Source organism: Noviherbaspirillum sp. (assembly GCF_035654295.1).
In the GTDB taxonomy this organism is placed as follows: Bacteria; Pseudomonadota; Gammaproteobacteria; order Burkholderiales; family Burkholderiaceae_D; genus Noviherbaspirillum.
Genome location: NZ_DASRXF010000104.1, coordinates 1 through 22,650, shown reverse-complemented (window position 1 = coordinate 22,650; position 22,650 = coordinate 1). Strand labels below are relative to the sequence as shown.

Annotated in this window: 24 protein-coding genes; 14 read left to right on the top strand and 10 right to left on the bottom strand. The window is 63.5% G+C overall.

Annotated features, from left to right (window positions below):
- Nucleotides 1–164: 164 nt before the first annotated feature.
- The 11 genes from VFF99_RS11230 to VFF99_RS11180 are packed head-to-tail and all read left to right on the top strand — an operon-like array spanning nucleotide 165 to nucleotide 10,746.
- A complete protein-coding gene (locus VFF99_RS11230) occupies nucleotides 165–1,148 on the top strand; it encodes a tripartite tricarboxylate transporter substrate binding protein (RefSeq protein WP_325017881.1) in 984 nt (327 codons plus the stop codon).
- A 29-nt stretch (nucleotides 1,149–1,177) separates the two neighbouring features.
- On the top strand, nucleotides 1,178–2,050 hold the full coding sequence (locus VFF99_RS11225) for an SDR family NAD(P)-dependent oxidoreductase (protein WP_325017879.1): 873 nt from the start codon (nucleotides 1,178–1,180) through the stop codon (nucleotides 2,048–2,050).
- A gap of 40 nt (nucleotides 2,051–2,090) precedes the next feature.
- Nucleotides 2,091–4,292, top strand: coding sequence for an acetate--CoA ligase family protein (locus VFF99_RS11220; protein WP_325017877.1), 2,202 nt, complete (start codon nucleotides 2,091–2,093; stop codon nucleotides 4,290–4,292).
- Nucleotides 4,293–4,306: 14 nt separating this feature from the next.
- Entirely contained in the window at nucleotides 4,307–4,768 is a 462-nt protein-coding gene (locus tag VFF99_RS11215) for an FAS1-like dehydratase domain-containing protein (protein WP_325017875.1), read from the top strand.
- Nucleotides 4,769–4,780: 12 nt separating this feature from the next.
- Nucleotides 4,781–5,218, top strand: a complete 438-nt coding sequence (locus VFF99_RS11210; RefSeq protein ID WP_325017873.1) for a MaoC/PaaZ C-terminal domain-containing protein — start codon at nucleotides 4,781–4,783, stop codon at nucleotides 5,216–5,218.
- A complete protein-coding gene (locus VFF99_RS11205) occupies nucleotides 5,215–6,384 on the top strand; it encodes a thiolase domain-containing protein (protein WP_325017871.1) in 1,170 nt (389 codons plus the stop codon). Before VFF99_RS11210 ends, VFF99_RS11205 begins: the two co-directional genes overlap by 4 nt.
- 6 nt (nucleotides 6,385–6,390) lie before the next feature.
- A complete protein-coding gene (locus VFF99_RS11200; protein WP_325017869.1) occupies nucleotides 6,391–6,783 on the top strand; it encodes a Zn-ribbon domain-containing OB-fold protein in 393 nt (130 codons plus the stop codon).
- A 29-nt stretch (nucleotides 6,784–6,812) separates the two neighbouring features.
- A complete protein-coding gene (locus tag VFF99_RS11195; protein ID WP_325017867.1) occupies nucleotides 6,813–7,685 on the top strand; it encodes an SDR family oxidoreductase in 873 nt (290 codons plus the stop codon).
- A gap of 1 nt (nucleotide 7,686) precedes the next feature.
- Entirely contained in the window at nucleotides 7,687–9,282 is a 1,596-nt protein-coding gene (locus VFF99_RS11190; protein ID WP_325017865.1) for an MFS transporter, read from the top strand.
- Between the two features lie 51 nt (nucleotides 9,283–9,333).
- Entirely contained in the window at nucleotides 9,334–9,864 is a 531-nt protein-coding gene (locus VFF99_RS11185; RefSeq protein ID WP_325017864.1) for a MarR family winged helix-turn-helix transcriptional regulator, read from the top strand.
- A 3-nt stretch (nucleotides 9,865–9,867) separates the two neighbouring features.
- A complete protein-coding gene (locus VFF99_RS11180) occupies nucleotides 9,868–10,746 on the top strand; it encodes an alpha/beta hydrolase (protein WP_325017862.1) in 879 nt (292 codons plus the stop codon).
- Between the two features lie 94 nt (nucleotides 10,747–10,840).
- Here VFF99_RS11180 and VFF99_RS11175 read toward each other — a convergent pair whose 3' ends face one another.
- The 3 genes from VFF99_RS11175 to VFF99_RS11165 form a co-directional block, all read right to left on the bottom strand.
- A complete protein-coding gene (locus tag VFF99_RS11175; RefSeq protein ID WP_325017860.1) occupies nucleotides 10,841–12,397 on the bottom strand; it encodes an aminotransferase class V-fold PLP-dependent enzyme in 1,557 nt (518 codons plus the stop codon).
- A gap of 114 nt (nucleotides 12,398–12,511) precedes the next feature.
- Nucleotides 12,512–12,655, bottom strand: a complete 144-nt coding sequence (locus tag VFF99_RS11170) for a hypothetical protein (protein ID WP_325017858.1) — start codon at nucleotides 12,653–12,655, stop codon at nucleotides 12,512–12,514.
- 385 nt (nucleotides 12,656–13,040) lie between these two features.
- Complete coding sequence (locus VFF99_RS11165) at nucleotides 13,041–15,197, bottom strand: YgiQ family radical SAM protein (RefSeq protein WP_414691531.1); 2,157 nt, start codon at nucleotides 15,195–15,197, stop codon at nucleotides 13,041–13,043.
- Between the two features lie 160 nt (nucleotides 15,198–15,357).
- Between VFF99_RS11165 and VFF99_RS11160 the strand changes: the two genes are divergently transcribed.
- A complete protein-coding gene (locus tag VFF99_RS11160) occupies nucleotides 15,358–15,690 on the top strand; it encodes a hypothetical protein (RefSeq protein ID WP_325017856.1) in 333 nt (110 codons plus the stop codon).
- Between the two features lie 56 nt (nucleotides 15,691–15,746).
- On the opposite strand, the gene minE is transcribed toward VFF99_RS11160, so the two are convergent.
- The 6 genes from minE to kynB form a co-directional block, all read right to left on the bottom strand.
- Nucleotides 15,747–16,010 (bottom strand): cell division topological specificity factor MinE, encoded by a 264-nt coding sequence (gene minE, locus VFF99_RS11155; RefSeq protein WP_325017854.1) that lies wholly within the window; start codon nucleotides 16,008–16,010, stop codon nucleotides 15,747–15,749.
- A 2-nt stretch (nucleotides 16,011–16,012) separates the two neighbouring features.
- Nucleotides 16,013–16,828: a septum site-determining protein MinD gene (gene minD, locus VFF99_RS11150; protein ID WP_325017852.1), complete on the bottom strand. Its 816-nt coding sequence runs from the start codon at nucleotides 16,826–16,828 to the stop codon at nucleotides 16,013–16,015.
- A 25-nt stretch (nucleotides 16,829–16,853) separates the two neighbouring features.
- Entirely contained in the window at nucleotides 16,854–17,609 is a 756-nt protein-coding gene (gene minC, locus VFF99_RS11145) for a septum site-determining protein MinC (protein WP_325017851.1), read from the bottom strand.
- A gap of 389 nt (nucleotides 17,610–17,998) precedes the next feature.
- Nucleotides 17,999–18,835 (bottom strand): tryptophan 2,3-dioxygenase, encoded by an 837-nt coding sequence (kynA, locus tag VFF99_RS11140; protein ID WP_325017849.1) that lies wholly within the window; start codon nucleotides 18,833–18,835, stop codon nucleotides 17,999–18,001.
- An 11-nt stretch (nucleotides 18,836–18,846) separates the two neighbouring features.
- Complete coding sequence (gene kynU / locus VFF99_RS11135; RefSeq protein WP_325017847.1) at nucleotides 18,847–20,097, bottom strand: kynureninase; 1,251 nt, start codon at nucleotides 20,095–20,097, stop codon at nucleotides 18,847–18,849.
- On the bottom strand, nucleotides 20,097–20,744 hold the full coding sequence (kynB, locus tag VFF99_RS11130) for an arylformamidase (protein ID WP_325017845.1): 648 nt from the start codon (nucleotides 20,742–20,744) through the stop codon (nucleotides 20,097–20,099). The genes kynU and kynB overlap by 1 nt, the downstream gene beginning before the upstream one ends.
- 137 nt (nucleotides 20,745–20,881) lie before the next feature.
- On the opposite strand from kynB, the gene VFF99_RS11125 reads away from it, so the two are divergent.
- Both VFF99_RS11125 and VFF99_RS11120 read left to right on the top strand, forming a co-directional pair.
- Complete coding sequence (locus VFF99_RS11125) at nucleotides 20,882–21,364, top strand: Lrp/AsnC family transcriptional regulator (protein ID WP_325017843.1); 483 nt, start codon at nucleotides 20,882–20,884, stop codon at nucleotides 21,362–21,364.
- Nucleotides 21,365–21,384: 20 nt separating this feature from the next.
- A complete protein-coding gene (locus VFF99_RS11120) occupies nucleotides 21,385–21,837 on the top strand; it encodes a 2,4'-dihydroxyacetophenone dioxygenase family protein (RefSeq protein ID WP_325017841.1) in 453 nt (150 codons plus the stop codon).
- Between the two features lie 9 nt (nucleotides 21,838–21,846).
- On the opposite strand, the gene VFF99_RS11115 is transcribed toward VFF99_RS11120, so the two are convergent.
- Entirely contained in the window at nucleotides 21,847–22,377 is a 531-nt protein-coding gene (locus VFF99_RS11115; protein ID WP_325017839.1) for a hypothetical protein, read from the bottom strand.
- Nucleotides 22,378–22,650 lie beyond the last annotated feature (273 nt).

The window sequence follows — 22,650 nt, the reverse complement described above, 5'->3', positions numbered from 1 at the left end:
AAGAAAGATGTCAAAAACGGTTGACATCATCAACTACATAGTTGAGACTATCAACCGTTGACATTAACAACTAATAGGTTGAGGTCAGCGAGGATAGGCAGCCGGCCACAAGGGCCGACGATACGGCCGGCAGGCACGGCCGATTTCTTTACAGGAGACTTGAAATGGTATTTCGTTTTGTCAAGAACACCGCAGTCGCAGTAAGCGTGGTCACCGCCTTCGCCTTCAACCCGGCCGTAGCGCAAGACCAGTATCCGTCCAAGACCACCACGCTCGTGTCGCCCTTCGCCGCGGGCGGCACCAACGACTATCTCGCCCGCGCCATGGCCAAGAAGCTGGAGTCCACGCTCGGCAAGACCTTCATCGTCGAGAACCGCACAGGCGCCAACGGCATCATCGGCGCGACCTATGTCGCGAAGAACAAGGGCGACCCGCATGTTCTGCTGATGGGCAACAGCGCCACGCACGGCACCAACATCACGCTCTATCCGAAAACGTCCTACGACGCGATCAAGGACTTCACGCCGATCGGCATGGTAGGCGCAGTACCCCTCGTGATGATCGTCAGCAGCAAGCTGCCGGTCAATTCCGTGCAGGAGCTGATCAACTATGCGAAGGCCAACCCCGGCACGCTGAGCTTCGGTTCCAGCGGTGTCGGCGGCACCGGCCACATGACCGGCGAGAAGTTCAAGCAGGCGACCAAGATGGACATCGTCCACGCCGCCTACAAGGGCGACGGCCCGGCAGTGGCGGACGTGATCGCCGGCCAGATCCCGGTGGCCTTCATCGGCGCGACCGCGGTGATTCCCCACATCAAATCCGGCCGCCTGCGCGTGCTGGCGGTGGCGAGCAAGAACCGTTCTTCCTCGATGCCGGATGTGCCGACCTTCGCCGAGGCGGGCGTCAAGGATGTGGAGTTCTCCCAGTGGTACGCGATCATGGCGCCGGCAGACATTCCCAAGGATGCGGCGACCAAGCTGAGCGCAGCGGTCACCGACGCAGTGAAGTCGCCCGAAATGAAGCAAGCCTTCGCCACCCAGGGCGCCGACCCGATCACCTTCAACCAGCAGGAACTCAGCAACTTCATCGATGAAGAGATCGCCAAGTTCTCGAAGGTCATCAAGGAACTGAACATCCGCGTCGAGTGATCGACCTCACCTGATAGGACGTTTGAATCATGCTATTGGAAAACAAAGCCGTCGTTGTCACCGGAGCCGGGCAGGGCATCGGCCTGGCATTCGCGAAAGCCTTCGCCGCCGAAGGCGCGCAGGTGGTGGTCAACGACATCAACGCCGCCAAGGCCGACGAGGCGGCTGCCGCGATCCGCGAACTGGGCGGCAAGGCAGTCGCCCAGCACTCCGACATCTCCACCTTCGCCGGCGCCGACCAGCTCGTCGCGGACTGCGTGCAGGCCTTCGGCAAGATCGATGTCCTGGTCAACAACGCCGGCATCCTGCGCGACCGCATGAGCTTCAACATGAGCGAGCAGGAATGGGACCAGGTGATCGCGGTCTGCCTGAAGGGCACCTTCGCCTGCGCCCGTTCGGCCATCCGCGCGATGCGTGAAGCGGGCCAGGGCGGACGCATCATCAACATCGCGTCGCGCTCCGGCCTGCGCGGCAGCATCGGCCAGGCCAACTATGCCGCCGCCAAGGGCGGCGTGCTTGGCCTGACCCGCACGCTGGCGCAGGAGGTGAAGAAATACGGCATCACTGTCAACGCGATCTCGCCGCGCGCCGTCACCGACATGACCAACAGCATCCCGGAAGACGTGAAGGCCCGCAAGGATGCGGCATGGAAGGGCGGCAGCGTGGTGCTGCGCGGCACGGCCGAGCAGGTGGCCCCGGCGGCGCTGTATCTCGCGCTCGACGAGTCCGAATGGATCAACGGCCAGGTCGTCGGCATTGCCGGCGACAAGCTCTCGCTCTGGTCGCATCCGAAGGAAGTGGCCGAAGCCTTCATGTTCGGCGGCTGGACCGTGCAGCACCTGCGCGAACTGTTCAAGTCATCGGTCGGCTTCGAGCTGCAGTCGCTCGGCAACAAGGACTGACGCTTTTCATTTACCTCACTGAGTCACATCCAAGATGAACATGCCTTTTGCAAGCCCGGCGGTCACCAAGCGTGTACGCGCGCCCGCCGCTTCCCTGGCTGCGTTGTTCAGCCCGACATCCATTGCCGTGATCGGCGCCTCCAGCAACCCGACGCGCTTTACCGGCAAGATCATCCCGACCCTGCTGCGCCAGGGTTACAAGGGAACCATCTATCCGGTCAACGCCAAGAGCGCCGAAATCGCCGGTCTGAAATGCTATCCCGAACTGGCAGCCATTCCCGGGCCGGTGGACTGCATCGTGTACGCGCTTGCACCGGAGCAGATGCACAACGCCTTGCGCGGTGCAAAGCAGCTCGGCGCAAAACTGCTGGTGGTCGCCAGCGCCGGCTTTGCCGAGCGCGGCGATGAGGAAGGCAAGCGCCTCCAGGACGAATTGGTGGCGCTTGCGCATGAAAACGGCATGCGCGTCATCGGCCCGAACTGCATCGGTTTCGCCAATTTTGCCGACCGAGTCTGTGCCACCGCCGCAGCAGCGATGGACTGGCCCGACATCCAGCCGGGACGCATCGGCCTGGTGTCGCAAAGCGGCGGCCTGGGGTTTGCGACTGTGCTGTTCAATGCGCTGGAAGAGGGCATCGGTTTCAGCCATGTGGTCACCACCGGCAATGAAGCCGACCTCGACACCATCGATATCGCGCGCTTCCTGGTCAACGATGCGCGCACCGACGTGATCGCGATCACCATCGAGGCGGTGCGCGATCCGGAAGGATTCATCGAATTCCTCGGACTGGCACGCGACGCCGGCAAGCCGGTGGTTGTGCTCAAGTCCGGACGCACCGACCTCGGCAAGGTCATGGCCGCATCGCACACCGGCGCGCTGGCCGGCTCGGCCGAAGTGTTCGAAGCGGTGTGCCGGCAGTTCGGCGTCACCTGCACGCACGACGTCGACGAGTTCTACCAGATCGCGGCGATGTTCGGAAAGCTGCGCGCGGCAGGTAAGCTCAAGCGCCCGGTGGCGCCGGGTTCGAAATGCACAGCGTTCTCGATCTCCGGCGGACACATCGGCCTGTTCGCCGACCATGCGTCGACCCACGGCCTGAAGTTTGCGCCGTTCTCGGCGACCACCATGGCGGCCATCGAGCGCGAGCTCGGTTTCTCGGGCAACTTCCAGAACCCGCTCGACACCACTGCCCGCGCCATCGGCGACGACGCCTTCTGGGGCCGCTGCCTGCGCGTGCTGCTGGAAGACGAGTCTGTCGACATCGCCGTTCCGATCATTACCGTGGCGCGCAGCTACGATCGCGCCATCGAGGACTTCATTGCGCTGGCCGGGGAATCGGAAAAGATCGTCACCGTCCTGTGGGCGGGCGGCAGCTTCGAAGGCAACGGCATGTGCCTGCTGCGCGAGAGTACGGTTCCGGTGTTCCGCACCGCCGCCCGCGCCGCCGCCGCGATCGAAGCGCTTGATCGCTACTGCACTGTGCAGCACCGCGAGCAGCAGGACGCCGTATGGCGCAACGCGGGAGGCGCCGAAAAGGCACGAGACCTGCTGCGAGAAGCGGCCAAGTCCGGCAAGTCCTCGCTGACCGAACGCGAAAGCAAGGAAGTGCTCACGGCACTCGGTTTCCCCGCGACCAAGGAACAGGCGGTTAACACAGCGGCAGACGCGGTGGCGGCGGCACGCGCCATCGGTTATCCGGTCGCCCTCAAGGGCGAGCATCCCGACATTCTGCACAAGTCGGAAGCCGGCATCGTCTTCCTCAGTCTGCAGGACGAGCAGGCGGTCGCCGCCGCCTTCGAGACCATCGTCGAGCGCATGCAGAAAGCCGTGCCCGGCGACAAGCGCGGACGCGTACTGGTGCAGGAAATGCTGCCGCAGGGCACCGAGCTCATCCTCGGCCTGACCCGCGATCCGGAATTCGGCCTGGTGGTGCTGTGCGGGTTGGGCGGCATCTATGTCGAAATCCTCAATGATGTCTCGATGCGCCTGCCGCCGTTCAGCCAGGACGAAGCACTGCGGATGATCGGCGAGCTGCGCGGCGTGAAGATCCTGCAGGGCGCGCGCGGACGCGAGCCGGTGAACCTGGACAAGGTCGCCGACCTGCTGGTTGCGCTCGGCGATTTCGCGGCGGCCAACCGCGACCTCGTCAAGGAAGTCGACATCAACCCGCTGATCGCTGTCGGCGGTGACCGCCTGAACATGGCGGACGCGCTGATCGTTTTAAACAAGCAAGTGTCTTGAACAAGGAACACAGCATGGAAGTAGACAAGTCACTCGTCGGCACCGCCACACCGCCTTTCACGGTGGAAGTGGAAAAGGGTGCGATCCGCCTGTTCGCCGAGGCGCTGCAGGATGAAAACCCGCTCTATCGCGACGCTGCCTTCGCGCGCGGCATGGGCTACGCGGACGTGCTTGCGCCGCCGACATTCCCGACCAGCTTCCGGCCGCCGCAGCGCCAGCCGTGGATGGTGGGCCTTGACGAAGGCCGCATCCTCGCAGGGGAACAGTATTTCAACTACGAGCGTCCCATTGTGGCGGGCGACGTCCTCGAGTGCCGCCTGCATTTCGTGGCCATCGAGGAAAAGGAAGGACGCAGCGGCAACATGCAGCTGCTCATTCAGGAACTGCGCGCCGTCGACCGCGAGGGCAAGCTGGTGCTGACCAACGGCCGGGTCGTGGTGTACCGCGCGGCCGGTGCGCTCGGCGCGAACAAGTAACCGGAGGAAAGCATGGCAGAAAAGAATTCACTCCAGCCGGGAAATGTATTCCGCATCCGTCGCGGCCCGGTCAGCACCACGCAACTGGTGAAATACGCCAGCGCCTCCGGCGATTTCAACCGCATCCACTTCGACCAGCCGTTCGCGCTGGAGGCAGGATTGAAAGGCGTGATCGCGCACGGCATGCTGACCATGGGCTTCGCGGCCTCCTGCCTGTCTGAAGCGATCGGGCCGCAGGTCTTCCTGAAGCGGATCTCGGCGCGCTTCCTGTCGCCGGTCTGGGTAGGCGATGCGGTCGATGTCACGGCAACGGTCAGCGAGACCACCGCCGAAGGCGAATCCCAGGTGGAACTGGAGGCGCGCGTCGGTGACAAGACCGTCCTGCGCGGCAAGGCGACGGCGGTGCTTGTCGCTGCCACGCTGGATAAAACCGAAGCGTGTGCAACATGAGCCTCCACGGAAAAGCCTATATCGTCGGCGCCTACGAACATCCGACCCGCAAGGCGCCGGACAAGTCGGTCGCGCAACTGCACGCCGAAGTGGCAAGGGGCGCGCTGGAAGACGCCGGATTGACCAAGGACGACATCGACGGTTACTTCTGCTCGGGCGACGCGCCCGGCATGGGGCCGACCTCGATGATCGACTACATGAACCTGCGTCCGAAACATGTCGACTCCACCGACATCGGCGGGGCCAGCTATCTGGCGCTGGTGAACCATGCAGCGCGTGCGATTGCAGAGGGAAAGTGCAACGTCGCGCTGATCACGCTGGCGGGCCGGCCGCGCAGCGAGGGCATGGCCACCGGCACCACGCCGCGCATGCGCAATCCTTCCCAGCCGGATGTCCAGTGGGAGTACCCCTACGGCATCGCGAACGTGAACGGCTATGCGATGTGCGCGATGCGGCACATGCACCAGTACGGCACTACCAGCGAGCAGCTCGCCTGGATCAAGGTGGCGGCATCGCAGCATGCGCAGCACAACGCGCATGCGATGCTGCGCGAAGTGGTCACGGTCGAGGACGTGCTGGCATCGCCGATGGTGGCCGATCCCTTGCGCCGGCTCGACTGCTGCGTCATCAGCGACGGCGGCGGCGCGCTGATCGTGGCGCGTCCCGAGATAGCCCGTTCGATCAATCGTCCGCTGGTCAAGATCATCGGCGCCGGCGAGACCGTCAAGCACCAGGCCGGCGGCGTGATCGACCTCACGTATTCCGGCGCGGTCTGGTCGGGCGCCGCGGCGTTCGCCGAAGCGAAGGTGACGCCGGCCGACATCAAGTATGCGTCGATCTACGACAGCTTCACCATCACGGTGCTGATCCAGCTCGAAGACCTCGGCTTCTGCGCCAAGGGCGAGGGCGGGAAGTTCGTCGCCGACGGCAACCTGATCTCCGGGGTCGGCAAGCTGCCCTGCAACACCGATGGCGGCGGTCTGTGCAACAACCATCCGGCCAACCGCGGGGGGATGACCAAGATCATCGAAGCGGTGCGCCAGTTGCGCGGCGAAGCGCATCCGGCGGTCCAGGTGCCGAACTGCAATCTGGCACTTGCGCAGGGAACGGGCGGCATGCTGGCGACTAGGCATGGCAGCGCCACCCTCATCATGGAACGGGAGTAAATGGACATGACGCAAAAAGAACGCATCGTCCCGGCGCCGGCGGCGAACCCGGAAACGCAAGCCTTCTGGGACGCCGCACAGGAAGGCCGCTTCCTGCTCAAGTGGTGCACAGATTGCGGTAAGGCGCACTGGTATCCGCGCGCCGTGTGCCCGTTCTGCTTCAGCGGCAATACCGAGTGGCGCGAGGCATCGGGCAAGGGCACGATCTACTCCTACAGCGTGATGCGCCGTGCGCCCGAGATGTTCGCCGTGGCCTACGTCACGCTCGAAGAAGGGCCGACCATGCTCACCAATCTGCGCGACTGCGACTTCGACCGCCTGTCGATCGGACAAGCGGTCCGCCTCGTCTTTTCGCCGACCGACGGCGGACCGCCGGTGCCGATGTTTACCCCCGCCTGATTGCTGCACCTGATTGAAGGAAGTCAAAAATGGATCTGAACCTGAACGACAAGATCGTCTGCATTACCGGCGGCAGCCGGGGTATCGGCCTGGCATCGGCCATCACGTTCGCCGCGGAAGGCGCGAAAGTCATCATCTGCGCCCGCGATGCCGGCCGTCTCGAAGAAGCCGTTGAGCGCGTACGCGCCGCCACCGGGGTCACCATCGACGCGGTGCAGACTGACGTCACGAAAGTGGAAGACATCGAGCGACTCGGCCAGCACGTGGAACGCAACTACGGCAAGCTCGATGTGCTCGTGAACAATGCCGGCACCGGCATCTACAAGCCCTTCGCCTCGGTCACCAACGCCGACCTGATGGAAGGCATGGCGATCAACTTCTTCGCGCAGTTCCGTGTCACGCAAAGGTTGCTGGACCTGCTGGCCAAGCCGGGCAACAGCGTGGTCATCAACGTCTCGGGACGCACTGCGCTGCGCGGCAACTTCCCGCCCGGTTCCAGCTGCACCGGCCCGGCGAAGGCGGCCGAAGTGCGCTTCTCGATCGACCTGGCGACCGAACTGGCCGAGCTCGGCATCCGCGTCAATTGCGTGGTGCCCGGCGTGGTCGAATCGGACGACCGCTTCAAGCTGTGGGAAGGCCAGGCGCTGAACCGCTCGCTGGACGACAAGTCCGCCGATGCGGTGCGCCGCGGCCTTGAAAAGACATCCGTGCCCAAGGGCCAGCGCTGGGGCCAGCCGTCGGAACTCGCCGACGTCATCGCCTTCCTCGCATCACCGCGCGCTTCCTATATCAACGGCGTCGCGCTCACGGTGGACGGCGGTCCGCACAACAAGTCGTACGTGACGCAACTGTATGCGCAGAAGCCTGACGTGATGGACAAGCTTGGAGCGGGGCAGCCGTAGGATGGCCGTTACGGCTGCGGAACTCGCCGGCGCGCATTCGCCGGTCGCACCGCTCAGGCACGGCATCTTCCGCCTGCTGTGGAGCGTCACGCTAGTGTCCAACATCTGCATGTGGATGAACGATGTCGCCGCCGCATGGATGATGACCTCGCTCAACGCATCCCCGGTGTGGGTGGCGCTGGTGCAGAGCGCCTCGACCCTTCCGGTTTTCCTGCTCGGCTTGCCGAGCGGGGCGCTGGCGGACATCCTCGACCGCCGCCGCTATTTCATCTTCACCCAGTTCTGGATCGCGGCGATGGCGACGCTGCTGGTCGTCGCCGTGCTGTCGGACGCGATCACGCCGCTCCTGCTGTTGGTGCTGACCTTTGCCAACGGTATCGGCCTTGCGATGCGTTGGCCGGTCTATGCGGCCCTCGTGCCGGAACTGGTGCCGCGACAGCAACTCTCGGGCGCGCTGGCCCTCAATGCGGTCGCCATGAATGCTTCGCGCATCGCCGGGCCGCTGGTGGCCGGTGCGGTGATCGCCGCCGCCGGCAGCGGCTATGTGTTCATGCTGACCGCGGTGTTGTCCCTCGTGTCCGGCGTGTCTCTGCTGCGCTGGAAGCGCGCGCATGTCCCCAGCCCGCTCGGACCCGAGCCGCTTGGCCGCGCGATGCGCGTGGGCGTGCAGTTCGTGCGCCACTCTGGCCGCATGAAATCCGTCCTGCTGCGCATTTCCTTGTTCTTCTTTCATGCGATTACCTTGCAGGCACTGTTGCCGCTGGTCGCCCGTAACCTCGACAATGGCGGCGCCGGTACCTACACGCTGCTGCTCGCCTCGCTCGGCGGCGGGGCGATTGCTACCGTCGTGCTCCTGCCGCGCCTGCGCGACTCCATGCCGCGCGACAAGCTGATCGCCTGGGCGGCGGTGCTGCAGGCTGCAATGATGGTGGTGGTCGCGTTCGCAACCAGCATCTATGTTGCCGTGCCGGCGATTTTCATCTGCGGCATGGCCTGGATTTCGGTTGTCAACACGCTCACCGTTTCCGCCCAGCTTGCGCTGCCCGACTGGGTGCGTGCACGCGGCATGTCGATCTACCAGATGGCGCTCATGGGATCGAGCGCCCTCGGCGCGGCCGCGTGGGGGCAGGTGGCGGCACTCAGCAGCGTGCAGGCCAGCCTCCTGGTGGCCGCCGCCAGCGGAGCGGTGACGATGACTATCGCCTACCGTTTCGCGCTTGCCCGCGGCGGCGATGAAGACCTCGCGCCGGCGCGCGAATTCCAGGTGCCGGTTGCCAGCGTTCCACCGGGCGAGGGCCGGGTGGTGACGACGATCGAATACCGGATCGACCCGGCGCAGGCGGCCGCCTTCCGCGCACTCATGGAGGAGAGCCGCCGCAGCCGGCTGAGCCAGGGCGTGCTGGAATGGAACCTGCTGCACGATCTTGCGCAGCCGGAACGCTATGTCGAGCAGATCATCGATGCATCGTGGACGGAACACCTGCGCCGTTTCGACCGTCTGACGGCCGCCGATGTCGTACTGCGTGATCGCAAACGGGCGTTTCACATCGGCGACACACCGCCGGCAGTGACGCGTTACCTCGCGGTGACAACCTGACTGAAACAGGCGTTGACCGGCAGAGGCAACCAGTTGATACTTGCAACCATTATGGCAAAGACGAAAACCGACCGGAAAATCATCGGAAACGACATGGACGCGGAGGACGGCAGCCGCCAGCTCGGAATGACGGGATTGCTGTCCTTCCGGCTGCACTCGGTCGCCAACATGCTCTCGCGCGGCGCGGCGATGCGCTACCGGCGCGAATTCGGCGTCACCCTGTGGGAATGGCGGACCATTGCGCTGGTGGGCGGGCAGCCGGGCATGTCGCTCAAGGAACTGGCGAAGATCGCCGGTCTCGACAAGAGCCAGGTGAGCAGGGTGGTCACCGGCCTGACCGAACGCCGCCTTCTGCTGCGCAGTACCGACGAGAACGATGCGCGCGGCATCCGCTTGTCGCTGACCAACGCCGGCCAGCGCCTTTATCAGGGCCTGATCCAGGCCGCGGCCGAGCGCAACGAGGCCATCCTCGGCGCGCTCACGCAGCAGGAGCGCGCCGTGCTGGAGAGCGCGATGGTCAAACTCGAACGTCTCGCACGCGATTTCATCGAACAGGAAAAGTCGCTCGGCAACGAAGACTGAGGCATGCCGAAGCCCTCACGTTCCCGTTTCATCGATGTCCACGGCTTGCGCTACCACTTGCGCGAATGGGGCCCGGCGGACGCGCCGCAGCTTTTCATGCTGCATGGCTGGCTGGATACCTCCGCCTCGTTCCAGTTCATTGTCGACGCGCTCGCAAAGGAGTGGCACGTCGTCGCGCCGGACTGGCGCGGCTGCGGCCTGAGCGACTGGGCTACCGGCGCCAACGGCTACCGCTTCATCGACTTCGTTGCCGACCTGGATCGCATTCTCGAGCAGGTGAAGACGGCCGAGACGGTGAACCTTGTCGGTCATAGCATGGGCGCCAATGTCGCCTGCCACTATGCCGGCATCCGGCCGGCGCTTGTACGGAGGGTGGTCAGCCTCGAAGGTTTCGGCCCGCTGCTGCGCAATGGTGACGAGGACCCGGCAGAGACGCCGCAGCGCCTGGCACGCTGGCTTGACGACTTGCGCGACTTGCGGCCGTTTACGCGGTTTGCCACCGAACAAGAGGTCATCGCCGGATTGCAGCGCCTGAATCCCCGGCTTCCCGAAGCGCGGGCACGGCACCTCTGCGCCCATTGGTTCAGATACGGCGCGCAGGGGGATTTCGAGCGGCTGGGCGATCCTGCCTACAAGGTGCGCGAACCGGGAAGGTACCGGCCGGCGGAACTGGAGGCCATCTGGCGCGCGGTGACGGCGCCTGTGCTGCATGTCGGTGCCGCGCCTGTATCGCCATCAGAGGCCGAGCAGGCCGAACGGTTTCGTGCGCGGTTGAACGCGTTTCGTGATTTCCGGGAAGAGGCGATCGGTGATGCGGGGCATATGATCCATCACGATCAGCCGGAGAAGCTGGCGAGGCTGATTGATGCGTTCTGCGGGTGAATGCATGGTGGGTTTCGCTTCGCTCTACCCACCCTACGATTCTTTATAAAGGACCGTAGGGTGGGTAGAGCGCAGCGAAACCCACCAAAACACCTCAAAGCTCGCTACCAATTTCCCGCTGCTCGTCAAGAATTTCCCTCAGGTTCCCGGCCGTGGTCAGCATGTTGGTCAGCACAACGCGCAGCACCGTGACATGCCCCGGATAGGGCGTCGATTCGAGCGATGTCCGGGAGACAAAGCTGAGTCCCCGTCGCTTCTGTTCGTCTTGCAGCGCGATGTTCATCCGGTTCAGCGTTTCGTTCAGGCGGGCGGCCTGTTCGGTGTCCCCGTTTTGCATGCACGCCTCGAGCTGCGCCTGCATCGCGCGCGGCGCATAGCGATAGGTGAGGATAAACGTGTCCGAGCACGTGATGAGCTCGAAGTCGGGATCCTGCACGACCAGCTCGCGCATGGCCGACGCAAGTTCGTGGCAGCGGCCGAGCAAGGCTTCGTATCCCTCCAGCCCGAAAAGCTTGAATGAGAACCAGAGCTTCAATGCATCGAAGCGGCGAGAACCCTCCAGCGAAGTGCGGCCGAGATCGCCGGAGCTCTTGCGGATGATGTAGTTCGCCGTGTGCAGCAGGCGGTTCAGGCTGGTGTCGCTCTTGAACAGCACCATGCCCTGCGCCATCGATACCCAGAACAGCTTGTGTCCGTCGATCACGACCGAGTCCGCCATCTCGATGCCGCGGAACATGTCGCGGTATTTGTCCGCCAACAGCAGCGCGCCGCCCCAGGCGGCATCCACATGAAACCAGATTTCCTCGCGCCGGGCGATACGGCCGAGCTCGGCGAGCGGGTCGATGCTGCCGGTCTCCGTCGTGCCCGCCACGCCGATCAGCGCGAGGATCTTCACCTTGCGCTCCTTCAGTTCGGCAATCTTCTCTTCGAGCGCATCGAGACCTATCCGGTTGTTGTCATCCGTCGGGATGATGCACAGCGCATCCTCGCCCAGCCCCAGCGTCGCCAGCGCCTTCTTGACCGAGTAATGCACGCGCGCGGAGGCGAGCACGGCGAACCCTTCGTAATTCTTTTCGCGCAGCAGCGTGAGGAACCCCTTTTTCCGCAGCCCGGGCATCTGGCTCTCCAGGGCAACCGACAGGGCGGTCAGGTTGCCCATCGTGCCGCCATTGACCATGTTGCCGAGCGTCGATTCGTTGGAGCGGAAGCTGTCGTGGTAGAACGCTTCGCCGTAGCGGTAGATCTGCCTGTGCATCCAGCCGAGCACCTGCTTCTCGACCAGCGTAGAGCTATAGGCGGTCTCGATCTTGACCTGGTTCTGGTTGAGCGTGGCGATGAAGGTTTCGACCAGCACGGAGACCCAGGGCAGTGCCTGGGTCATGTGACCGATGTACTTCGGATGGTTGACCGGGACGGAATGCGCGAAGACCTGCCGCTGCAGCGCGTCCAGCACGGCGCCCGCGGCTGCGCCTTCGCGTGGCATCGCCAACGTGTCGAATTCCTTCTTCAGGGCCTCGAAATCGGCGGGGGGATAGGCGTGGCGCTTGTCGACGAACAGCCATTCGCGGATCAGGCGCAGGGAGTGCTGCAGCAGCGCCGGATCCTTGTCGAGGCCGGAGGGCGAAAAGTAGGTGTTGAGGAGCTCTTCCATCGTGGTTCCAGACCGCGCGCAGTCTCAGTGACACAGCGGCGCGATTATACAAGGGAAGAAGCGGGGAAACCGGGCGCGGAAGTGTGCCCGGTCGGGAATGCGGGGAAACGAGGCTTAGAACAGGCTCTTGATGGCCCAGTAGATGATGGCAATGCTGACAGCGGCGGAAGTCGCCATGCAGGCGGCAGCCTGGAGCTTGTCGGTGTTGAATTGCGCTTTGGCGGTACGGGCTACGGCTTGTTGGCGTGCGTTTTTCATGTCTGCCTCTTGATGAATTGGCGCAATTTCCTGCTTGCTGGCGCATTGCTGGAATTCATTGTATCGAAGAGGTGATTGGAATCAATAGTCTATCCGGCAACTTCCCGAAATTTGTTCTAGAAGATTGCCCACATTTCCTCTGGCTAATTCTGTGGAAAAGTCGAGGGATGAGGAGCTAAGTCCTTGAATCCAGTAAAAATTTTACTGATGATTAAAATCAAGGCGGAGGAAAAGCGGTGCCGGAAAAAAGAAGGCCCGCAGTCCTTTCGGTTTGCGGGCCAAATCCAATTCAAGAAGAGTTGGAGGAGACAGGATCACTATAGTCCAGCCTCCTAGATCCGTCTGCTTTATTGTTGCAATAACAGATATACGATTTATTTATTTCTTATTTGCGCCCGGCCTTGTTGCTGTTGAAGGCCGGTTTCCGGGGCTTGGCCTGTACAGGTGCCGGACCGCGGCGCGGCTTGCCGCAGGTTTGCTGCCCGGTGCCCTGAGGCTGGAAGCGCGGCACGAGATGGCGGTCGCTGTTGCCGATCAGGTCGGCGCGGCCCATGCGCTGCAGGGCTTCGCGCAGGATGGGCCAGTTTTCCGGATCGTGATAGCGCAGGAAGGCCTTGTGCAGCCGGCGGATCTTGCCGGTGCGGGGCGTTTCCACCACTTCGGAATCGGCGCTCACCTTGTGCAGCGGATTCCGGCGGCCGTGGTACATCGCGGTTGCCATCGCCATCGGCGTGGGCATGAAGTTCTGCACCTGGTCGAGCTGGAAATTGTTCTGCTTCAGCCACAGCGCGAGGTTGAGCATGTCCTCGTCGGTGGTGCCGGGGTGCGCGGCGATGAAGTAGGGGATCAGGTACTGTTCCTTGCCGGCCTCGCGCGAGTAGCGCTCGAACATTTCCTTGAACTTGTAATACGCGCCCATGCCGGGCTTCATCATCTTCGACAGCGGGCCTTCTTCCGAATGCTCGGGCGCGATCTTGAGCAGGCCGCCCACGTGGTGGGTGACGAGCTCCTTCACATATTCCGGCGAGCGCACCGCGAGGTCGTAGCGCAGGCCCGAGCTGATCAGGATCTTCTTGATGCCCGGGATGGCGCGCGCCTTGCGGTACAGCTGGACCAGCTTGCTGTGGTCGGTGTTCAGGTTGACGCAGATGCTCGGGTACACGCAGGACAGGCGGCGGCAGGTTTCCTCGATCTTTTTGTCCTTGCACGCGAGCCGGTACATGTTCGCCGTCGGCCCGCCGAGATCGGAAATGACGCCGGTGAAGCCTTTGGTCTTGTCGCGCACGAGTTCGATCTCGCGCAGGATGGACGGCTCCGAGCGGCTCTGGATGATGCGGCCCTCGTGCTCGGTGATCGAGCAGAAGGTGCAACCGCCGAAGCAGCCGCGCATGATGTTGATCGAGAAGCGGATCATTTCCCATGCCGGGATGCGCGCCTTGCCATAGCGGGGATGCGGCGAGCGCGCATAGGGCAGGTCGTAGATGCCGTCCATTTCGTCCATCGCCAGCGGCAGCGGCGGCGGATTCAGCCAGACATCGCGCTCGCCATGCGCCTGCACCAGCGCACGGGCATTGCCGGGATTGGATTCGAGGTGCAGGATGCGCGAGGTATGCGCATACAGCACCGGGTCGTCTTTCACATCCTCATAGGACGGCACGCGCACGACGGTCTTGTTGCGCTGTTCCTTCAGCGTCGCCTGGCGCTCCTCGCGCGAGAGGATGAGCACGGGCTGCTCGGCCGGTTTCTGCTCCGTGGCGCAGCTTGCCGACTGCTTGTCCTTCATCTCGTAGGGATCGGGATGCGGCTCGATGCGGCCCGGCGTGTCGTAGCGGGTCGAGTTGGCCTCGCTCCAGTCTTCCGCCGGCTTCCAGCCGCGCTTGACCATGAAGGCGGTGCCGCGCAGGTCGCGGATCGATTCGATCGGTTCGCCTGCGGCCAGCCGGTGCGTCAGCGCGACCAGCGCGCGTTCGGCATTGCCGAACAGGAGGATGTCGGCCTTGGAATCGGGCAGCACGGAGCGGCGCACCTTGTCCGACCAATAGTCGTAGTGCGCGATGCGGCGCAGGCTGGCTTCGATGCTGCCGATGACGATGTTCGCTTCGGGATAGGCTTCGCGGGCGCGCTGGGCATAGACGGTGAGTGCGCGGTCGGGGCGCTTGTCCGGTTCCGCATTGGGCGTGTAGGCATCCTCGGAGCGGGTCTTCCGTTCGGACGTATACCGGTTGATCATCGAGTCCATATTGCCGGCGGTGACGCCGAAATACAGGTTCGGCTTGCCAAGCGCACGGAAGGGCTCGGCCGAGTGCCAGTCGGGCTGGCTGATGATGCCCACGCGGAATCCCTGTTTCTCCAGCAACCTGCCCACCAGCGCCATGCCGAAGCTCGGATGGTCGATATAGGCGTCGCCGGTCACGAGGATGACGTCGCACGAATCCCAGCCGAGCGCCTCCATCTCCGCGCGCGACATCGGGAGGAAGGGCGCGGCGGCCGTGTAATCGGGCCGGTAACGCGGGTAGGAAAACAGGTTTTTCGGGGAATTCATCGTGGGGCGGATTGTACAGGAACTGCCTGGAATGCAAGGCGCAACAGCATATGACCTCCGGGGACAGCCGAAGTTGCGCCGGAACCGAGCCGGAACTAGGTTGTCATGCGTTTATCAAACGATTCCCTTGACCCGAGGGATATCCCAAAGGAGGCATGACATGATGCAAGCAAACGAACTGCAGCAACGCCTGGTGCACGTGGAGAGCACCATCCATGAAGCGGCGCGCCGCTGCGAATCGGCGCAGGCCGTCCCGATGGACATCAAGAACTGCATGCAGGAGCTGGACCAGAGGATCGGTCAGGCGCGCAACATGGTGCAATCGGCGCAGGACGAGCAGCAGGTGCGCCAGTGCGTGGACGACCTGGAACAGCTGGGCGACCGCGCCAAGGATGCATGCGAGCATTCGCAGGGCAACATCGACGACGAACTGAAGAACGCCATCATGCAGGCGCACCGCGAGCTGTCAGACTTGAAACACCAGTTGCACTAACACGTTGCATTAAGCGTCATTCCTTCGAAGGCACACGCCTTCGAAGGAAGCGGTCATTACTTGCCGGGCATTACGTCCGGCAACACCACATTCACATCCAGCACTTCCAGGTTGCCCTGGCGGTCGAGGGAAATCTTGATGTCCTCGGCGTTCACCTTGGCATACTTCGAGATCACCTCGATCAATTCCTTGTGCAGGGCCGGGAGGAAGTCAGGGCCGTCGCGACCGTTGCGTTCGCGCGCGATGATGACCTGGAGGCGCTCCTTGGCTGCACTTGCGCTTTTCGGTTTTGTATTGAACAGGAAGGAGAGCAGCGCCATGGTTACTTTCCTTTAAAGAGACGCTGGAACAGCCCCGGCTTTTCGTAGGCGGTAAAGCGCAGCGGGACTTCGTGGCCGAGGAAGCGGGCGATGACATCCTTGTAGGCTTCCGACACGTCGGTGCCTTCCATGTGGATGGCCGGGTTGCCCTGGTTGGAGGCGTGCAGCACGGACTCCGATTCCGGGATGATGCCGATGAGCGGAATGCGCAGGATTTCCTGCACGTCGGTATAGGACAGCATTTCGCCGGCTTCGACGCGCTTGGGCACGTAGCGGGTGATCAGCAGGTGTTCCTTGACCGGCTCCTGGCCGTTCAGCGCGCGGCGCGACTTGGCCTGGATGATGCCGAGGATGCGGTCGGAATCGCGCACCGAGGACACTTCCGGGTTGGTGACGACGATGGCTTCGTCGGCGAAGGTCAGGGCCATCACGGCGCCGTGCTCGATGCCTGCCGGCGAATCGCACACGATGTACTCGAAGCCCATCTTGGCCAGCTCGTTGAGCACGCGCTCGACGCCTGCCTCGGTGAGCGCGTCCTTGTCGCGCGTCTGGGAGGCGGGCAGCACGAACAGGTTCTCGCAGTGCTTGTCCTTGATGAGGGCCTGGTTCAGGGTCGCTTCATTGTTGATGACATTGATCAGGTCGTACACCACGCGGCGCTCGCAGCCCATGATCAGGTCGAGGTTGCGCAGGCCGACGTCGAAGTCGATCACAGCGGTCTTGTGCCCCCGCAGCGCCAGGCCGGAGGCGAAGCTGGCACTGGAGGTGGTTTTGCCTACGCCCCCTTTGCCGGACGTTACAACAACGATTTTGGCCACAAACAACTCCTTTCAGAATCAAAAATCAGACGCGAATGGACAGGACATCTATCCGGTCGCCAGCAAGACGGACCTGCGCCGGTTTTTTCGCCAGATCCTGGGGTAGACCGCCCTCGAAAGTGCGGTAGGTGCCGGCAATGGACACCAGTTCGGCTTCCATGCTCAGCGTGAAAATGCGTGCTTCGTTGTTCCCGCTCGCACCGGCCAGTGCACGTCCGCGCAGCGGCGCATAGACGTGAATGCTGCCGTCGGCGATCAGCTCGGCGCCGGGGTTGACGATGGCGTTGACCACCAGGTCGGCGCCGCGCGCGTAGACGCGCTGGCCGGCACGCACCGGGGTGTCGATGATCATGGCAGCGGGAGCGGCGGCGGGGGCAGCGGCGGCAACGGGGGCCGGGGCAGGTGCGGGCTCGGGCACGACGGCCACCGGAGCGGCTTCCTCGGCCGGGCGGCGCGGCTGCACCAGGGTGTCGATCGACAGGCCGCTGGCCAGGATCGCCTCTTCCATTTCGGCCGGCGCGCCGCGCACGGCCACCGGGTTCAGGCTGTAGGACTTGAACAGGGAAATCAGGGCCGGCCACTCGATCGCCGTCGGCAGGTTTTCGCAGGACGTGACGTCGAGGATCGCGAATTCATGGTCGAAGTAGTCCGACGCGCCTCCGGTCATCGCCTGCATCGCCGCGTCCAGCGCGGACAGGTCGGACGTGTGGAGGATGGCGGAAACGGCAACCACTGTCGAAATCTTGATTTCTATCGGTTTGCTGCTTGGATTCTTGGACATAAAACGCTATCGGTATATGCGAGCGCTCCGTGAGCAAAAGGCCATGTTCCGCCTGCCAAATGAAACGGGCCGCATGGAAAAGCGGCCCGAACATGAGGGGAACATGACATCCTTGTCAGGGTGTCGACAAACTGCTGCGCGAATCGACAGCCCTTGATGGCGTATTGAACAATTGCTCACCGCTCGCTCTGTGCTTGGGCGGTATTATACCTGTTGCCGTCGGGCCATCCCCCTGATTCTTCGCTGGAATCCAGGGCTGTTGCGGAAAAATCCTTGGCGGCGTTCACGGAAGCTTGATCCACCGCCCGTCATCCCGACGAAAGTCGGGATCCAGCGGCTTTACAGGCGTCTGTTCAAGACACTGGATCCCGGCGTTCGCCGGGATGACGTCAAAGTGCCGTGCGCAGGGCGAACAGCTCGGGGAACAGGACCACCTCCAGCATTTTCTTGAGATAGCTGGCCCCGGCAGTGCCGCCGGTTCCGGTCTTGAAGCCGATGATGCGCTCCACCGTCGTCACGTGCCGGAAGCGCCAGAAGCGGAAGGCGGTTTCCAGATCGACCAGCTTTTCCGCCAGTTCGTAGAGCTCCCAATGCTTCTGCGGCGCGCTGTACACCTCCAGCCAGGCCGCCTTGACCGACTCGTTGGCGGCCGTCGGCAGGGTGCGGTCCGCCTCCAGCCGCTCCTTGTCAATGCTGAAACCCCGCCGTGCCATGAGCAGGATCGCTTCGTCGTAGATCGACGGCGCGCGCAAGGCCTGGTCGAGGCGGGCATGCGCTTCCGGCGCGGAAGCATGCACGTTCAGGAGGGCGGCGTTCTTGTTGCCGAGGATGAATTCCAGCTCGCGGTACTGGTAGGACTGGAATCCGGACGACTGGCCGAGGTAGGGGCGGATCGCCGTGTATTCCGGCGGCGTCATCGTGGCCAGCACGTCCCAGGCGTGCACCAGCTGGTCCATGATGCGCGCCACGCGGGCGAGCATCTTGAATGCCGGCGGCAGCTCGTCCTTTTGCATCTGCAGCAGGGCGGCGTGCAGCTCGTGCAGCATCAGCTTCATCCACAGTTCGCTGGTCTGGTGCTGGACGATGAACAGCATCTCGTCATGCGCCGGCGAGCGCGGATGCTGGGCCGAGAGCACCTGATCCAACGCCAGGTAGTCGCCATAGCTCATGGCCTTGCTGAAGTCCATCTGGGCGCCGTGCCACTGGGCAGTCTTGGTGGTATCCATGTCTTCCTCGTTCAAGTCACCGCGTCGCGCTTGGCGCCGACGTCGTATTGTTGTCCATCCAGGATCTCGGCCAGGATCTCCACTGCATCCCACACGTCGACGAATCGCGTGTAGAGCGGTGTGAAGCCGAAACGCATGATCTCCGGCTCCCGGTAATCGCCGATCACGCCGCGCGCAATCAGCGCCTGCATCACTGCATAACCGTGCGGGTGCGCGAAGCTCACCTGGCTTCCTCGCACCGCGTGCTCGCGCGGGGTCGCCAGCGAAAGCGGGTGGCGCGCGCAGCGCTGTTCGACAAGCGCGATGAACAGGTCGGTCAGCGCCAGCGACTTCTTCCGGATTGCCGCCACGTCCGTCTGGCCGAACACGTCCAGCCCGCATTCGACCAGCGCAAGCGAAAGGATGGGCTGGGTGCCGCACAGGGCACGGCGAATGCCATCGGCGGGCAGGAATTCCGGCTGCATGGTGAACGGCGTGGCGTGGCTCCACCAGCCGGACAAGGGATGCCGGAAGGCTGCCTGGTGGCGCGGCGCGACCCAGGCAAAGGCCGGCGCCCCCGGGCCGCCGTTGAGGTACTTGTAGGTGCAGCCGACGGCAAAGTCGGCGCCATTGCGGTTGAGGTTCACCGGCACGGCGCCCGCGGAGTGAGCCAGGTCCCAGATCGCCAGGGCTCCCTGCTCGTGGGCATGTGCCGTCACTGCGCGCATGTCGTGCATGTACCCGGTGCGGTAGTTCACGTGCGTGAGCATGACGACGGCTGTATCGCTGTCGATGGCTGCATGCAGGTCTTCCGGGGCGTCGACCAGGCGCAGGCGGTAGCCGCGGCCGAGCCATTCGGTCAGGCCCTGGGCCATGTAGACGTCGGTCGGGAAGTTGGCGCGCTCGGTGACGATGGACTTGCGGTCCGCGGTGGCGGGCTTGTCCGCCTGGATGTGCAGGGCGGCGGCGAGCACCTTGAAGAGGTTCAGCGAGGTGGTATCGGTCACCGCGATTTCACCCGGGCCCGCGCCGACCAGCGGCGCCAGCTTGTCGCCCAGCCGCAGCGGCATCTCGAACCAGCCCGCCTTGTTCCAGCTGCGGATGAGGTCGGTGCCCCACTCATCTTCGAGCACGGCGCGGGCACGTTCCAGCGCTTTCTTCGGCCGCACGCCGAGCGAATTGCCGTCGAGGTAGATGACACCCTCGGGCAAGTCGAACTGCGCGCGCAGGGGCGCCAGTTCATCCTTCGCGTCGAGCGCGGCGCAATCGTTTCGGGTCAACATCAGGCATCTCCTTCGGGCAGGGAACGGAGGATGGCGCGCACGGGGCTGGCGTCCATTCCGGCAAGTTTCAGGGGCAGGGCGATGAGCTCGTAGTCGCCGGCCGGCACGTCGTCGAGCACGATGCCTTCGAGGATGGCCATGCCGTTTTTTCGAATGGCGTGATGGGCATCCATGCTCTTGGATTCCTGCGGGTCGAGTGACGGCGTGTCGATGCCGACGAGGCGCACGCCGCGTTCGGCCAGCAGGGCGATCGTATCGGCGGCCACGCTCGCAAACGCGCTGTCCCAGCGGTCGAGCGGCGCCTTCTCGTAGGTGCGCAGGAGGACGCGGGACGGCACGCCGTCCAGAGCATCCCTCAGGTGCCCCGGTTCCACCTGGCGCACACCGATACAGTCGATGACGCGGCACTTGCCGAGGTAGGCGTCGAGCGGGACGGCATCGATCGCCGCGCCGGACGGGTCATAGTGGGCCGGGGCGTCGCAGTGGGCGCCGGTATGGGTGGACATCGTGATCCGGCTGACTTTCACGGGGCATCCGCCGCCGATTTCCCAGGTGGTGCTGGTGGTATACGGCGTGTCCCCGGGCCACACCGGCGTGGCCGGCGATACCGCGGGGCTGATGTCCCAAAGCTGATGGGGCTTTGTCATTTCGCGCTCTTGCTGTGGTTGCGGTTGTTTGAAGTGTAAGGCGAATCGCTTGATGATTTCTTGCAAAATGAAGCGTGAAATAGAGGAAAAATCGAATATCATGCGAACAACACGCCATTACTGCGAGGGAAATTCGAATGCAACTCGATCACACCGACCTCAAGATACTTTCCCTGCTGCAGGAAGACGGCAGGATGAGCAACCAGGAGCTCGCAGAGCGGGTTTTCCTGTCGCCCTCGTCCTGCCTGCGCCGGGTGCGCCTGCTGGAGGAGAGCGGCATCATCGCGCGCTACAGCGCCGTGCTCAACACGGCCGCGCTCGGCCTTGAAGTCGACGCCTTCGTGCAGGTGACGATGCGGCGCGACGTCGAGCGATGGCACGAGAATTTCTCGACCTCGCTGCGGGCATGGCCGGAAGTGGTCGGCTCCTACATCATCACCGGCGAGGCGAATTACCTGCTGCGGGTGCGTGCCCGCAGCCTCAAGCATTTTTCCGCCTTCATCCTGGAAAATCTTTACAAGACCGACGGCGTGCTCGACATCCGTTCCAACATCGTGCTGCAGACGATCAAGGATACGCACGCCATCGCCCCCGAACTCCTGGCCGACAGGCCCGCCTGATTTATCCGCATTGTACGAACATGAGCCACACCGACACGACATCCAATTGCCCGCCGCGCGACAGCCTGCTCGCACAGGATCCTGCCGCACTCCCCTGGGTACCCTGGGCGATGCCCGGCGCACACTTCAAGCTCCTGAGCGCGGATCCGCAAAGCGGCCGTTTTTCCCTGATGATCCGCCTCGGGAAGGACTGCGACATGCCCTTGCACCGCCACGTCGGCGCCGTCGAGGGGCTGGTCCTCGAAGGCGGCTTCCACTACGAAGACGTGCCCGCTGTCCGCTACACCGCGGGCACTTACCTGCTGGAGCGCGACGGCGCCGTGCACCGGCCGGTCAGTCCGGAGGGGGCAGTCATGTTTGCCGTATTCCACGGCCCGATAGAGGGACTGGACAGCGAAGGGAATGTGACGGGGCGCGTTGGTTGCGGCTGGCATATCCGCACCTGGGACAACGCACTGGCAGCCCTCCGGTAACGGACGCCGTCAAACGACAGAGACCTTCTCATTCAGGCGCCAGTACTTGCGCAGGAACTGGACCACGTTCATGTCGGTGCCCGGCGGTGCATACGTCCACTGATTGCCGTTCTTGCTCAGCCTGTGCAGGCGCCGCCACTTGATGTTCGCGCAGCACACGGGAAGTCCCTGCACCTGGTACGCCGCGCGCTCCGATTCGATACCGGTATCGTTTCCGAAGAACAGCCAGTCTTCCACGAATAGCGATTGCAAACGCTCGAGCTCATGCAACTGCGCTTCCGATAGCGGACAGCGGATCTGGTCGCGCCGGGGGGGATGATCGACGGTCCAGGCGCTGTAGACATCATCCTCGACGCTGCGGTACAGGCGCGCATCACGATTCCCGTAAAACCCTTCGATCATGAAAAACGCGGCGGAGAAATATCGATCCCGCGTCTCGAGATGCCAACCGATGACGTCGTCGCCCGATTCGAAGTAGAACAGCGCAAACACCGAACCTGCCTTGTCGGGCGAATACGAGATGTAGATCCTGGACTGCATTCGCTCATAGCCTTGGCTGAAGAAAAGCCGGCAGCGACCGGCAAAGGGCGAGCATGATGAACGCCTTCAATGCGTACCATCATTCGCTCCCTATAGACAGCCCCCGGCAGCACGGGTTCGCTCCGCCATTGGCGGACACGCTCCCGGCCCGAACTATTCCACGATGCCGGCATCGAACAGATCTGGTGCATGCGCCAGGCTTCCACTCGTCTGTCAAGACGCGAAGCGGAAGGGAAAACATCTACAACATATCTGCAAGGGGCACATCATGGA

Coding starts and splice junctions, on each gene's coding strand:
- VFF99_RS11230 (WP_325017881.1), top strand. CDS start 165: ATGGTATTTCGTTTTGTCAAGAACACCGCAGTCGCAGTAAGCGTGGTC.
- VFF99_RS11225 (WP_325017879.1), top strand. CDS start 1,178: ATGCTATTGGAAAACAAAGCCGTCGTTGTCACCGGAGCCGGGCAGGGC.
- VFF99_RS11220 (WP_325017877.1), top strand. CDS start 2,091: ATGCCTTTTGCAAGCCCGGCGGTCACCAAGCGTGTACGCGCGCCCGCC.
- VFF99_RS11215 (WP_325017875.1), top strand. CDS start 4,307: ATGGAAGTAGACAAGTCACTCGTCGGCACCGCCACACCGCCTTTCACG.
- VFF99_RS11210 (WP_325017873.1), top strand. CDS start 4,781: ATGGCAGAAAAGAATTCACTCCAGCCGGGAAATGTATTCCGCATCCGT.
- VFF99_RS11205 (WP_325017871.1), top strand. CDS start 5,215: ATGAGCCTCCACGGAAAAGCCTATATCGTCGGCGCCTACGAACATCCG.
- VFF99_RS11200 (WP_325017869.1), top strand. CDS start 6,391: ATGACGCAAAAAGAACGCATCGTCCCGGCGCCGGCGGCGAACCCGGAA.
- VFF99_RS11195 (WP_325017867.1), top strand. CDS start 6,813: ATGGATCTGAACCTGAACGACAAGATCGTCTGCATTACCGGCGGCAGC.
- VFF99_RS11190 (WP_325017865.1), top strand. CDS start 7,687: ATGGCCGTTACGGCTGCGGAACTCGCCGGCGCGCATTCGCCGGTCGCA.
- VFF99_RS11185 (WP_325017864.1), top strand. CDS start 9,334: ATGGCAAAGACGAAAACCGACCGGAAAATCATCGGAAACGACATGGAC.
- VFF99_RS11180 (WP_325017862.1), top strand. CDS start 9,868: ATGCCGAAGCCCTCACGTTCCCGTTTCATCGATGTCCACGGCTTGCGC.
- VFF99_RS11175 (WP_325017860.1), bottom strand. CDS start 12,397: ATGGAAGAGCTCCTCAACACCTACTTTTCGCCCTCCGGCCTCGACAAG.
- VFF99_RS11170 (WP_325017858.1), bottom strand. CDS start 12,655: ATGAAAAACGCACGCCAACAAGCCGTAGCCCGTACCGCCAAAGCGCAA.
- VFF99_RS11165 (WP_414691531.1), bottom strand. CDS start 15,197: ATGAATTCCCCGAAAAACCTGTTTTCCTACCCGCGTTACCGGCCCGAT.
- VFF99_RS11160 (WP_325017856.1), top strand. CDS start 15,358: ATGATGCAAGCAAACGAACTGCAGCAACGCCTGGTGCACGTGGAGAGC.
- minE (WP_325017854.1), bottom strand. CDS start 16,010: ATGGCGCTGCTCTCCTTCCTGTTCAATACAAAACCGAAAAGCGCAAGT.
- minC (WP_325017851.1), bottom strand. CDS start 17,609: ATGTCCAAGAATCCAAGCAGCAAACCGATAGAAATCAAGATTTCGACA.
- kynA (WP_325017849.1), bottom strand. CDS start 18,835: ATGGATACCACCAAGACTGCCCAGTGGCACGGCGCCCAGATGGACTTC.
- kynU (WP_325017847.1), bottom strand. CDS start 20,097: ATGTTGACCCGAAACGATTGCGCCGCGCTCGACGCGAAGGATGAACTG.
- kynB (WP_325017845.1), bottom strand. CDS start 20,744: ATGACAAAGCCCCATCAGCTTTGGGACATCAGCCCCGCGGTATCGCCG.
- VFF99_RS11125 (WP_325017843.1), top strand. CDS start 20,882: ATGCAACTCGATCACACCGACCTCAAGATACTTTCCCTGCTGCAGGAA.
- VFF99_RS11120 (WP_325017841.1), top strand. CDS start 21,385: ATGAGCCACACCGACACGACATCCAATTGCCCGCCGCGCGACAGCCTG.
- VFF99_RS11115 (WP_325017839.1), bottom strand. CDS start 22,377: ATGCAGTCCAGGATCTACATCTCGTATTCGCCCGACAAGGCAGGTTCG.